11 protein-coding genes are annotated in these 12,869 nt (G+C 58.9%); 8 read left to right on the top strand and 3 right to left on the bottom strand.

Annotated features, from left to right (window positions below):
• Positions 1–299 precede the first annotated feature (299 nt).
• The gene (locus KP808_RS12455) at positions 300–1,073 is read left to right on the top strand and encodes a helix-turn-helix transcriptional regulator (protein ID WP_219171621.1); all 774 of its coding nucleotides are present in this window, start codon (positions 300–302) and stop codon (positions 1,071–1,073) included.
• 81 nt (positions 1,074–1,154) lie between these two features.
• Here the strand turns inward: KP808_RS12455 and KP808_RS12450 are convergent, their stop codons facing one another.
• The 3 genes from KP808_RS12450 to rpiB all read right to left on the bottom strand — a co-directional run bounded on the left by KP808_RS12450 (position 1,155) and on the right by rpiB (position 5,112).
• On the bottom strand, positions 1,155–3,530 hold the full coding sequence (locus KP808_RS12450) for a glucose/quinate/shikimate family membrane-bound PQQ-dependent dehydrogenase (RefSeq protein WP_230018711.1): 2,376 nt from the start codon (positions 3,528–3,530) through the stop codon (positions 1,155–1,157).
• 72 nt (positions 3,531–3,602) lie between these two features.
• Positions 3,603–4,583, bottom strand: a complete 981-nt coding sequence (locus KP808_RS12445) for a sugar-binding transcriptional regulator (protein WP_004662175.1) — start codon at positions 4,581–4,583, stop codon at positions 3,603–3,605.
• A 67-nt stretch (positions 4,584–4,650) separates the two neighbouring features.
• Positions 4,651–5,112, bottom strand: a complete 462-nt coding sequence (rpiB, locus tag KP808_RS12440) for a ribose 5-phosphate isomerase B (RefSeq protein WP_024671533.1) — start codon at positions 5,110–5,112, stop codon at positions 4,651–4,653.
• Positions 5,113–5,393: 281 nt separating this feature from the next.
• Here rpiB and KP808_RS12435 point away from each other — a divergent pair, with 281 nt between their 5' ends.
• The 7 genes from KP808_RS12435 to dhaL all read left to right on the top strand — a co-directional run bounded on the left by KP808_RS12435 (position 5,394) and on the right by dhaL (position 12,864).
• Positions 5,394–6,881 carry a sugar ABC transporter ATP-binding protein gene (locus KP808_RS12435; RefSeq protein WP_230018708.1) on the top strand — a complete coding sequence of 496 codons (1,488 nt, stop codon included), beginning with the start codon at positions 5,394–5,396 and terminating at the stop codon, positions 6,879–6,881.
• Complete coding sequence (locus KP808_RS12430; RefSeq protein ID WP_057403057.1) at positions 6,878–7,855, top strand: ABC transporter permease; 978 nt, start codon at positions 6,878–6,880, stop codon at positions 7,853–7,855. Before KP808_RS12435 ends, KP808_RS12430 begins: the two co-directional genes overlap by 4 nt.
• A 194-nt stretch (positions 7,856–8,049) precedes the next feature.
• Positions 8,050–9,060, top strand: coding sequence for a substrate-binding domain-containing protein (locus tag KP808_RS12425; protein WP_057403056.1), 1,011 nt, complete (start codon positions 8,050–8,052; stop codon positions 9,058–9,060).
• 207 nt (positions 9,061–9,267) lie between these two features.
• Positions 9,268–10,023 carry an SDR family oxidoreductase gene (locus KP808_RS12420; RefSeq protein WP_122259878.1) on the top strand — a complete coding sequence of 252 codons (756 nt, stop codon included), beginning with the start codon at positions 9,268–9,270 and terminating at the stop codon, positions 10,021–10,023.
• A 29-nt stretch (positions 10,024–10,052) separates the two neighbouring features.
• Positions 10,053–11,168 (top strand): erythritol/L-threitol dehydrogenase, encoded by a 1,116-nt coding sequence (locus tag KP808_RS12415; protein WP_005777414.1) that lies wholly within the window; start codon positions 10,053–10,055, stop codon positions 11,166–11,168.
• A gap of 40 nt (positions 11,169–11,208) precedes the next feature.
• Positions 11,209–12,210 carry a dihydroxyacetone kinase subunit DhaK gene (locus tag KP808_RS12410; protein ID WP_058401546.1) on the top strand — a complete coding sequence of 334 codons (1,002 nt, stop codon included), beginning with the start codon at positions 11,209–11,211 and terminating at the stop codon, positions 12,208–12,210.
• Between the two features lie 3 nt (positions 12,211–12,213).
• The gene (gene dhaL, locus KP808_RS12405) at positions 12,214–12,864 is read left to right on the top strand and encodes a dihydroxyacetone kinase subunit DhaL (RefSeq protein ID WP_057403053.1); all 651 of its coding nucleotides are present in this window, start codon (positions 12,214–12,216) and stop codon (positions 12,862–12,864) included.
• Positions 12,865–12,869: the final 5 nt, after the last annotated feature.

Below are 12,869 nucleotides of genomic sequence, written 5' to 3'. Positions count from 1 at the left end.
GGCTCAAGGTCCTTCTTGACAGGTAGGCCGCGGATTAAGCACTGCCGACCTGCCTATGTATGGCCCCTTAAACCCGGACAGACCCCGGAGACTGGCTTATAGCCACTCTTCATCGCTTATACATGTTTGGCAGGTTGAAAATCTGTCCCCGTTTTCCGTTACAGACGCACGACAAAAGCTTTGGCTGAATACCAAAGACCCAGTCCAGTCATCAGGCTTGTCAGTTATTGCAATCAGTAGTTACCGCGCGGCAGTCGACCAAGGTCCTTTTTGCGCGGTCGGAATCAGGAAAGCTCAAGATGAACACGGCGCAACATTTCGAATACAGCGACGATCCACGCTTCTATCTGCAATTGGCTCAACTGGTTTCCAGTACCGGTGCCGCCACATTTTCCGAGCAGATGTTGCAATTGGTGGATGCGCTGGTGCCTATTCACGGGCTTGACCTCAGTGAATGGACACTGGACGTGCGTCAGAGCAGTATCAGTCGCATCAATCTGCTCGGCAGCGCCGGCCTGCAGCACGATCCTCCGAGCCCCGAAACAACAGACCATCCTCTGCTATCAAGCATTCTGGACATGCAGGCACCGTTGCTGGTCCAGCTCAAAACCCCGCTTGACGCGCAACGCCCACAGCAAAATACTCACCAGTGCAATCTCGTTTCCAGCAGCGGTGACCGTCGACGGATCATCTGCGTTTATCGGTTGACTTCCCTGCGCGCGTTTTCCCTGACCGAGCTTTCATTACTCAAGAGTCTCTCCGACACACTGTTGCCGCTGGTCGAGCATCATGCGCAAATCCTTGCCCAGGCAGGCCATCGCAAGCCCCGTATCGAGCCGGAGCCCGGTTCTCTGGATCAAGCTTTCAGTGGCAGGCTGGCACAGGATTCGGTCACGCTGTCGGCACGCGAGCAGGAGGTGTGCCTGGGTTTGCTGACCGGTGGCACTGTGGCCGAAATGGCGCAGCGCCTGAAGGTGAAGAACAGCTCGGTGGAAACCTACCTCAAGCGCGCCACCGCCAAACTCGGCGTCAGCGGCCGGCACGGTCTGGCACGCTGGATGGCAGGCGGCTGATACTGCCTGACGCGATGCAGATGCATCATGCAAATGCTGAAAAGGGCCTTTTCCGGCCCTTTCCCCTGCCCTGACCCGATCTCAATCAAGCCGGAAGGCAATCACACTGTCACCCAGTGTCGTACCAAGCGACCCGTGGCCGCCAGCCGCAATGATCACGTACTGTTTGCCATCATTGCCGGTATAGGTCGAAGGCGTCGCTTGCCCTCCAGCCGGCAATTCATGCTCCCAGAGTACGTCTCCGTTATTCACATCGTAAGCGCGAAAGAAGTTATCCGCTGTCGCCCCATGGAATACCAGACCGCCTGCAGTAACCAGCGGACCACCATGGGCGACCATGCCCATCGGAAAACCGACTGGAAAACGCTCCTGCATGAAGCTGGTCTTGAGGTTTTTGGTGGTGCCAACCCGGCGTGTCCATTCGGTTTTGCCGGTGGCCAGATCAACCCCCGCCAGGGTTCCCCATGGTGGCGCGGTGCAGGGAATGCCAAGGCTAGAGGCGAACCTTGAAATGCGGATGGCGTAGTCACCGTTGAAGTTTTCGTTCCAGTACGGCTTGCCTTCCTGAGTGAACAGACGCTTCTGCGCTGCCTGATCGGGTCGCTTGATCAGGTTGTAGATGTAAGCAAGGCGCACCGGTGTTGCCATCAACAATTGGCGGTCAGGATCAACCGCCACCGAGCCCCAGTTGAACACACCGATGTTGCCGGGATAGATCAGCGAGCCCGCCTCCGTGGCAGGTGTCCAGGGATTGCCGTCATAACGAAGTGAGTTGTAGGTAATCCGGCAGGCCATCTGATCGAAAGGCGTAATGCCCCACATGGACTTCTCGGTCAACGCCGGGGGGATGAAGTTAAGCCTTGAGACCGGCTGGGTCGCCGCGAAACGCTCGCCCGCAACTCCGCCTTCGGTGCGAACGCTGACCTGGTCAACAGGCACTATCGGCTCGCCGGTCAGGCGGTTGAGCACGAAGATATTCCCGACTTTGGTCGGCAACAACAACGCAGGCTGCCTGTTGCCGTCTTTTCCCACGGCAAGCAGTGAAGGCTGTGAAGGGTTGTCGCGATCCCACAGGTCATTGTTCGACGACTGAAACTTCCAGCGCAGCGCACCTGTTTTCAAGTCCAGCGCCACCAGTGCATCGCGAAACTTCTCGGTATTGCTGCCGGGGTCACGCCGGGTGCCGGTTTCGTCGGGCGAGGCATTGCCGAAGGGAACGTACACGAGACCGTTTTCAACATCGGCGCTCAGGGTTGCCCAGGCAACAGGTGTGTCTTGTGGGTAGTTCTGGTCGGCCGCTATTGGCTGGGTAATGTCCGGGTTTTGCGGATCGAAGTTCCACACCAACTGGCCAGTCATGACGTTATAGGCGCGGATGACGCCGGACGGGTTGCCGTCGTCGTAGCCGTTATCCATCACCGAACTGCCAATCACGATCAATTCGCCTGCAATCAGTGGCGCAGAGGTCTGCATCAGCGCGTGTGGACGAATCTCGCCCATATTGACGCTCAAGTCGATCACGCCACCATTGCCGAAATCGCCGCACAATTTACCGGTGTCTGCATCAAGCGCGACCAGCCTGGCATCTGCGGTGGCAGTAATGATGCGTTTTGCGCATTGAGCGGGCTGTGGCACCTGGCCAGTCGAGCTGGATGCAGCGGAATAATAGCTGACGCCCCGGCAGGTCTGATGCTGCTGCAGGTAAGAGCGTTTTTTCTCGGGCGTGTATTTCCAGGTCAGTGCCCCGGTCTGTGGGTTCAACGCGTGCACTTCATTATGCGGCGTACACACATACACCCGGTCGTTGATCTTCAGCGGCGTCGCTTCAAAGGTGTACTCGCCCGCATCCTTGCCTGCGTCACGCAGGTCGCCGGTGTGGTACTCCCAAGCGACCGACAGCTTGCCGACGTTCTTCGGGGTGATCTGATCAAGACTGGAAAAACGCTGACCGGCAGTGGTTCCGCCATACGCTGCCCAGTCCTTGCCTGCCGACTCGGCGCTACGGGTGGGCGTTGCATTACTGATCTGCCCTTGAAGCGGGTACGGGTCATGAAACATCAGCGCAACCACAATCACCAGCATCACCCCCAGCGTACTGCCAAGGAAGGGATGAAAACGACGCTTATCGAAGCTCGAGCCAGCCTGATAAAGCGGCCGCACCACCCAGGGCAGCGCCAGCCAGAGGCCGATCAGCGCAAACAGGTCACCGCGGGGGATCCATTGCCATTTGTCAAAGCCGACTTCGTAGATGATCCAGATCAGAATCCCCCACATAAGCAATGCGTACAGGGTCAGCGCCGACTTCTTTTTCAGAAAGATCAGGGTTGCCGTGGCCAGCAAGACCAGAGCAATGATCGAGTAGGCGGGAGAGCCCCCGGCAGCGACCAGTTGCGCCCCCATGAACAGCAGAATAAAACTCAGTATCGCGATCACGATACCTGTCACTTTCAGAATCATCGTCCTTGTCCTTTCTTGTTATGACCTTGCGCTGCAGAGGTTTTTCGACGCCACGCCATCCTGCGTGTCGGTTCAGTTTTTGCGCGTCGCGTCATCCAGCGCAAGGATGGTATGGGCGTTAGTGACAGTGGTCGCCAGGGTATTGATCACACCTGAGCGCAATGCACCCAGCGTGGCGGCGGCTTTGGTGTTTTCGCTGGCGATGGCCACTACATCCGGGATACGAAACAGCTCTTGCACGGTCAGGCCGATAACCCTGCCCTGAATGGCATTGACTGCCGGCTGGCCGTGAATATCGATGAAATCATAGCCCATCATGTCGCCCACGGTACCGGACAATCTGGCCTGGGCAATCTCCTGCGGGGAAAACCAGCCCATACGCACCATGTTGCTGTTTTCGCTCATGTCACCGATACCAATCAGCGCCATGTCTGCGCGGCGGGCACGGTCCAGTGTGGAGCGCACAGTGTCATTGCTGATCAGAATGCTGCGCAGCTCGGGGTTGGCCACCAGCGCCGGCGCGTACAGGCTTTCACTTTCGCCACCGAAACGCAGCGCCAGACGGCGGCAGATATGATCGGGGTTCATGTATTCGCCAGCCTTGAGCGAACCGCCAATGGCGCAGACAAATGTGCAGTTGCGCGTGACCGGCAAAAACACGTTATCCGCCACTGCGCCGACATTACGGCCCATGCCCACGGCAACGATCATTCCATCGCTCAGGGTTTTGTTCAGGTAGTTGGCAACCAGGCTGGCGACCGCCGAGCGTTGGGTGTCGGGGTCGCTGTGGTCGACTGCTATCAGCGCCCTGTCGAGCTGAAAGCGCTCTACCAGCGCCAGCTCCAGCTCGTTGTTCATTGCCGGGTGCTGCAGCACGCGCACTTCGACAATACCTTCATCGCGTGCGCGCTTGAGCAGCCGACTGACTTTTGCGCGCGACAGGTCAAAGCGTTTGGCGATGGCTTCCTGAGTGACGTTCTCAAGGTAATAGAGCATCGCGACTTCAGTCATCAGATCGATGTCGCTGGCCATGCGCTGGGTACTGTCACTCATGTGGACGAGCTTCCGTTTCGACGTCAAAGGCGCATTCTCTCTACTCCCGCCCTGTGCCGTCTACTCACTATTGGTGCCCGTCACGCTCTATCGCGTTAATACGCTCGACCTTGGCGCCGGAGCGAGCCGCCTCGAACTCCGACTCCAGAAACGATTTGACGATGCTTTTCGCCAGTTCCGCACCGATCACTCGTGCACCGACGGAAAGAATTTGCGCATCGTTGCTCTTGCGTGCCCGCTCTGCCGAGTAAGTGTCGTGAGCCTGAGCTGCACGAATGCCAAAGACCTTGTTGGCAGAGATGGCCATACCTATTCCGGTACCACAGACCAGCACGCCAAGACGCTGCTGGCCGGCATTGATCGCCGTGGCGACTGCCAGAGCAATGTCCGGATAGAGCACCGGGGCAGTGGAATGCGTGCCGAAGTCAGTCACCGGATAACCCAGTGACTCGATATGGCGCTTCAACAGTTCCTTGAGTTCATAACCCGCTTCATCACATCCGATAGCCACCGGGAAAGGTGTGTTCATGGCATCAGGCTCCGCTGCCGAGTTCTTATTGTCTGACCAAATGTTCAATCGGTGAAATTCCGATCAGTCATTTCTCGGGCATTAGCGACGTACTGTCAAGCGGCTTTTTTGCATGAACACTGAGCAAAAGCTCTCATTTACGATAGGAGACGCCAAAAATCGATGCTCCAAAACTTTTATATGAAAGAGATTGACTGATCAGAATTTCATTTGATACACATATGCTCACTGAGCAACGCATCAGTGCATCTAATAAGAATTCACAGCACGAGGACACGCCAATGGCTACGCCATTACTGCTCCAGGCTGAAAATGTCACCAAGGCTTACGCCGGTATCCCCGCCCTGCGTGACGGGCGTCTGTCATTACGAGCCGGGAGCGTGCATGCCCTGTGTGGCGGCAATGGCGCGGGCAAGTCCACCTTCCTGAGTATTCTGATGGGCATCACCCAGCGCGATGCCGGGACCATCCTGCTCAACGGCGAACCGGTGCAGTTCAGCCGTCCTGGCGACGCCCTCGCAGCCGGAATCGCAATGATCACCCAGGAACTGGAGCCGATCCCCTTCATGACCGTCGCCGAGAACATCTGGCTGGGCCGCGAACCACGCCGTGCCGGGTGCATCGTCGACAGCAAGGAACTGAATCGGCGCACCCGCGAGCTGCTGGAAGAACTGGAGTTCGATGTCGACGCCACCAGCCCCATGCACTTGCTGAGTGTGGCGCAGATACAGCTGGTGGAGATTGCCAAGGCATTCAGTCACGACTGTGAAGTGATGATCATGGACGAGCCCACCTCGGCGATTGGCGAGCGCGAGGCGCAAACCCTGTTCAAGGCCATTCGCCGACTGGCTGCCCGAGGCGCCGGCATCATCTATGTCTCTCACCGCCTCAGCGAGCTGGCGCAGATTGCCGACGACTACAGCATCTTTCGCGATGGCGCTTTCGTCGAAAGCGGGCGCATGGCTGATATCGACCGGGCACACCTGGTGCGCGGTATCGTGGGCCAGGAGTTGCAGCGCATCGACCACAAGGTCGGTCGTGAATGCGCCGCCGAGTGCTGCCTGAATGTCGAGAGCCTGAGCCGCAACGGCGAATTCGAAGACATAAGCCTGCACGTGCGTCACGGTGAAATTCTCGGCATCTACGGGCTGATGGGCTCGGGTCGCAGTGAGTTTCTCAACTGCCTGTACGGCCTGACCATTCCCGACTCGGGCAGCGTCACCCTGCAAGGCAAACCCATGCCGGTCGGCCTGCCCAAGGCAACCATCCGTGCAGGCGTTTCACTGGTCACCGAAGACCGCAAGGACAGCGGCCTGGTACTCAGTGGCAGCATCCTTTCCAACATCGCCTTGTCGGCTTACAGACAGTTGTCGAACTGGTCGCTGATCGATGCGCGCAAAGAGCACAAGCTGGCCGAAGACATGGCCAGACGCCTGCAGATCAAGACCGCATCACTGGACCTGCCCGTTGCGTCGATGAGCGGCGGCAACCAGCAGAAAGTGGTCCTCGCCAAATGCCTTTCGACCGAGCCGGTCTGCCTGCTCTGCGACGAGCCGACCCGAGGCATTGACGAGGGCGCCAAACAGGAAATCTATCACCTGCTGGATCAGTTCGTACGCGCTGGCGGGGCCGCCATCGTGGTTTCGTCGGAAGCACCGGAACTGTTGCGCCTGAGTGACCGAATCGCTGTGTTCAAGGGTGGCAGGCTGGTGACCATCAGCAGCGATGCCGATCTTTCCCAGGAAGTCCTGCTGAGTCTTGCCTCATGAATGCCAAAACCATTATCGCCCCTGCTACCACTGCGCCACGCAGCCGCCTGCGTTTGTCCGTCGATCGCTTTGGCCTGCCGCTGGTGTTTATTCTGCTGTGCCTGGTGATGGCCTTCGCCAGTGAGTATTTCATGACCTGGCGCAACTGGATGGACATCCTGCGCCAGACCTCGATCAACGGCATTCTTGCGGTCGGCATGACTTACGTGATTCTGACCAAGGGCATCGACCTTTCCGTCGGCTCTATTCTGGCGTTCGCCGGGTTGTGCAGCGCGCTGGTGGCGACGCAGGGTTACGGCCTTCTGGCTGCGGTCAGCGCCGGTATGTTCGCCGGGGCCATGCTCGGCGTGGTCAACGGCTTCATGGTCGCCAACCTTTCAATCCCGCCGTTTGTGGCCACCCTGGGCATGCTCAGTATCGCCCGTGGCATGACCTTCATCCTCAATGACGGCAGCCCGGTGACGGACTTGCCCGAAGAGTATCTGGCGCTGGGCATCGGCAGGGTCGGCCCGATTGGCGTGCCCATCATCATCTTTGCCGTAGTCGCGCTGATTTTCTGGATGGTCCTGCGCTACACCACTTATGGCCGCTATGTGTACGCCGTCGGCGGCAACGAAAAAAGCGCGCGTACCTCCGGGATCGGTGTGCGCAAGGTGATGTTTTCGGTGTACGTGGTTTCCGGGCTGCTGGCGGGACTGGCTGGCGTGGTGTTGTCCGCAAGAACCACCTCCGCCCTGCCCCAGGCCGGTATGTCTTATGAGCTGGACGCCATCGCCGCGGTGGTCATCGGCGGCACCAGCCTGTCGGGAGGCACCGGCAGCATCGTCGGCACGCTGTTCGGCGCATTGCTGATCGGAGTGATCAACAACGGCCTGAACCTGCTCGGCGTGTCCTCCTATTACCAGCAGGTCGCCAAGGGCCTGATTATCGTGTTTGCGGTGTTGATTGACGTGTGGCGCAAGAAAAAACGCTAGGTTCTGTACGAAAAGTCGGCGAGCGAAGGTCAGGCAAGGCAAAAACAGGCGAGGAAGCGGAGTCTACGTGTTGTAAATGAGCATTCCGAGCCTGTTTTTAACGCAGCATCACCGAGCGCAGCCACTTTACGTACAGAGCCCAGGCCTTTTCCTCTGTATGAACGACTGATTACAACAATAACGAGGTTCTCATCATGAAATTCGGTACATCCCTGGCCGCTGTTGCGGCGCTCTCCCTGCTCGCCAGCAGCATCACCCTGGCCGCCGATGGCAAAACCTACAAAATCGGCGCGGCGGTATACGGCCTCAAGGGGCAGTTCATGCAGAACTGGGTGCGTGAGCTCAAGGAGCATCCGGCGGTCAAGGACGGCACCGTGAAGATCACTGTGTTCGACGGCAATTACGACGCACTGACCCAGAACAACCAGATCGAAACCATGATCACCCAGCACTACGATGCGATCATTTTTGTACCCATCGACACCAAGGCGGGCGTCGGCACCGTGGCAAGGGCGATGGAGAACGACATTCCGGTGATCGCTTCCAACACCCGGGTTGCCGGCAACAAAGTGCCCTACGTCGGCAACGACGATGTCGAGGGCGGTCGCCTCCAGGCACAGGCCATGGTCGACAAGCTCAAAGGCAAAGGCAATGTGGTGATCATTCAGGGGCCGATTGGCCAGTCGGCACAGATTGATCGGGAAAAGGGCGAGCTGGAAGTCCTGAGCAAACACCCGGACATGAAGATCATTGAGAAGAAAACCGCCAACTGGTCACGTGCCGAAGCCCAGACGCTGACCGAAGACTGGCTCAACGCGCATCAGAACGGCGGTATCTCAGGGATCATCTCGCAGAACGACGACATGGCTCTCGGGGCCCTGCAAGCGGTGAAATCCCGCAACCTGAAGCCTGCGGACGTGCCGATCACCTCCATCGACGGCATGCCTGATGCCATTCAGGCGGCGAAGAAAAATGAAATCACCACCTTCCTGCAAGACGCTCAGGCGCAATCCCAGGGCGCACTCGATGTCGCCCTGCGCGCCCTGGCCGGGAAAGACTACAAGCCGCAGTCGGTGATCTGGCAGCGCTACGCCAAGGACGTCAAATGGGGCGACGGCACGGACAAGAACTACATCCTGCCCTGGGTGCCGGTCACCGATGCCAACGCCGACGCGCTGTATCAACAGGTCAGCGGCGGCAAGTAAGCCAAGCGTCGTAGCGCAGATTTGTGACGCGGAGCGTCACGAAAGGCATTCCCACGCGGAGCGTGAGGAACGAGAGGTGTCCCTGCCGGCACCGTTCGCTCCAGCGTGGGAGCGCAGCTCTGGGCGCTCCGCGTCCGATATTGCGTGTGCGGCAACACGCAGAGCGTGACGAATCATCAATCAACCAGCGCTACAGGAGTCATTTTCATGTCTGAATTCTGGAACAAGGCCTTCGATCTCAATGGCCGTTGCGCGGTCATTACTGGCGGGGCCGCAGGGATTGGTCTTGCCTGTGCCCGCCTGTTGGTCGAGCGAGGCGCGCGGGTCGCACTTCTGGACCGGGACCTGGCAGTGGTCGACGTGGCTGCCAGCCTTGGCAGCGGGAACATCGGCATCACAGTCGATCTGCGCAGGGTCGATCAGGTCAACAGCACCATCGACACCGTGTTCGAGCACTTCAAGCGCATCGACTATCTGGTCAACAGCGCCGGTGTTGCCGTGCTGGACAAGGCTCTCGATGTCAGCGAAGAGGCTTGGGACACCACTCTGGATATCAATCTGAAAGCCAGCTTTTTCGTGGCGCAGGCCTGCGCCCGGCACATGCTCACCCAAGGCAGCGGGCGCATCGTCAACCTCGCCTCGCAGGCCGCCGTAATCGGCCTGGACCGGCACGTCGCCTACTGCGCAAGCAAGGCCGCCGTGGTCGGCATGACCAAAGTACTGGCCATGGAGTGGGCACCGCACATCAACGTCAACGCCATCTCGCCCACCATCGTCGAGACCGCGCTGGGCAAAAAAGCCTGGGCGGGCGAAGTCGGAGAGCGGGCCAAATCGCAGATCCCGGCAGGCCGCTTCGCCCAGCCGGAGGAAATAGCCGGGCTGGCCCTGTACCTGCTCAGCGATGCCGCCAGCATGATCACCGGCGAAAACGTGGTGATCGACGGCGGCTACAGCATCCAGTAATTCACTTTTCTGTTGCGAGGTTTATCGTCATGTCCACCGTCATTGAACGCACTGCCGAACAACTCTCTCCCGTGATTCCGTCCACCATGCAAGCGGTGGTTTGCTATGGCCCGGAAGACTACCGGCTGGAGACCGTCGATGTGCCGACGCCAGGCCCCGACGAAATCCTCACCAAGGTAGAGCTATGCGGGATTTGCATGGGCGACATCAAGACCTATCGCGGCGCTCCGTCATTCTGGGGCGATGCCGAGCAGCCCCGTTACGTCAAGCCACCGATGATTCCGGGCCATGAATTTGTCTGCCGGGTGGTCGCACTCGGCCCAGGTGCAGAAAAGCGTGGCGTGCAGATCGGCGACCGGGTGATTTCCGAGCAGATCGTCCCATGCTGGGGCTGCCGCTTCTGCAACCACGGACAATACTGGATGTGTCAGAAACACGACCTGTACGGCTTTCAGAACAACGTGCAGGGCGCGATGGCCCAGTACATGATCTTCACCAAAGAAGGCATCATCCATAAAGTGCCGGATTCGATTGCCCCGGACGAAGCGATCCTGATCGAACCGCTGGCCTGCTCATTGCACGCGGCAGAACGAGCCAATGTCGATTTCGACGACATCGTGGTGGTCGCCGGTGCGGGCACGCTGGGCCTCGGGATCATTGGCGCAGTGCGTATGCGCAACCCGAAAAAACTCATCGTGCTGGACATGAAACCCGAGCGCGCCGCCCTCGCCTTGCGCATGGGCGCTGACGAGGTGTGGAACCCGGCCGAGGTCGATGTACTGGCGAAGATCCGTGAGATCACCGGCGGCTACGGCTGCGACATCTATATAGAAGCCACCGGGCATCACAAGGCGGTCAATCAGGGCCTGGCGATGCTGCGTAAACTCGGGCGTTTTGTTGAGTTCAGCGTGTTCAACGACGAGGCCACGGTGGACTGGTCGATCATTGGCGACCGCAAGGAACTGGACGTACTCGGCTCCCATCTGGGGCCCTACATGTACCCGCGTGCCATCGACTTCATCGGCAATCGCAAGATCGACATGCGCGATGTCGTCACGCACAAATTCCCCCTGGCGGAGTTCAAGGAGGCGTTCGCGGTCATGGAGCGTGGCGACAAATCATTGAAGGTCGTTCTGCAACCTTGACCCACCCGATCCTTATAAAAAGAACACAGGAAATCGCGTTATGAACCGAGTGATAAACGACCCGGACCAAGTGGTCGAGGACATGCTGCGCGGCATTCTGGTCGCGCACCCCGAACTGACGCAGAGTGACAATAACCCTCGGGTTATCAGCAAAGCGCGGCCTTCCGTGCAAGGCTCCGTCGGCATTGTCACGGGTGGCGGGTCGGGCCACGAGCCGGCCTTTCTCGGCTACGTCGGCCCCGGTCTGGTGGACGCCGTAGCGGTCGGCGAGATTTTCTCCTCGCCCACTGCGAAAAGCTTTTTCGACGCCTTCCGTGCCGCCGATCATGGGGCTGGAATCGCCTGCCTTTACGGTAATTATGCGGGCGACAACATGAACGTGAAGCTGGCGATGAAAATGGCCGCCAGCAAGGATCTGCAAGTCCGCACCGTGGTCGCCAACGATGACGTAGCCTCGGCACCAAAATCCGATATCGCCAAACGTCGTGGCGTGGCCGGGGAAATTTTTATGTGGAAAGTCGGTGGCGCTGCCGCCGCACAAGGTTATGACCTGAATGGCGTAATTAGAGTCGCGCAGAAAGCCGTGGATCAGTGCCGTTCAATAGGTATCGGTCTGACGCCCTGCACCATTGCGGCGGTCGGCAAACCCAATTTTCAGATTCCGGACGGCAAGATGGAGCTGGGTATTGGCCACCACGGCGAACCGGGCATCGAGGTCATTGCCATCGAGTCGGCAGCCGCGATGGCCGAGCGCATGCTGGCACCTATCCTCGCCGACCGCGACTTCAGTGCTGACGACAGCGTTGTCGTGCTGGTATCCGGTCTTGGCGCAACACCTGTCATGGAGCTGTATATTTTTTACGCCGAAGTCGAAAGCCAGCTCAAGGCCAAGGGGTTGCATATTCATCGCTGCTACGTCGGCAATTACTTCACATCGCTGGAAATGATGGGCGTAACCCTCACCGTACTGGGCCTGGACGCCGAACTGAAAACCCTGATCGACCACCCTTGCCGCTCCATCGGCATGACCCAGACGGAGTGAACCATGAGCCAGCATTTCTCCACCCATGACGGCACTGCCATCGTCACTGATCTGGTCAGCGTGATCGTCGCCAATCGCGAATACCTTAGCGAGGTTGATGGCGCGATTGGTGACGGCGACCACGGCATTAACATGGCCAAAGGCTTTGCCCATTGCGGCCGGACCATTGAAGGCCGGCAACTGAGCCTTGCCGAAGCACTGGATGAACTGACCCTCAGCCTGATGGAAGGCATCGGCGGCTCCATGGGGCCACTGTACGGCAGCCTGTTTATCGGCATGGCCGATCAGGTGCGCGGCTGTGAGCAGATCGACGCTGCCACCTTCGCCAGACTGCTGCGCGGTGGCCTCACTTCATTGCAGGACATCACCGAAGCCGGCATCGGCGACAAATGCCTGATGGACACCCTGATTCCAGCCGTCGAAGCTTTCGAGCAGGCCCACGCCCGGGGTGAGTCATTCAGCGCAGCCCTTGACGCGATGAAAAGCGCCGCATCACAAGGGCGCGATTCAACCCGTGACCTGGTAGCGAAGATCGGCCGAGCGAGTCGCCTCGGCGAACGATCGCTTGGCGTGCTGGATGCCGGCGCGGTGTCGTGTTGCCTGATCCTGACGCAATTGGCGGATTCAGTGCAGCCGAGGCTGAAAGTCAGTTAAAGCAT

This window comes from Pseudomonas savastanoi (genome assembly GCF_020917325.1).
Lineage (GTDB): Bacteria > Pseudomonadota > Gammaproteobacteria > Pseudomonadales > Pseudomonadaceae > Aquipseudomonas > Aquipseudomonas amygdali.
This window is presented reverse-complemented; position numbering and strand designations above follow the sequence as displayed.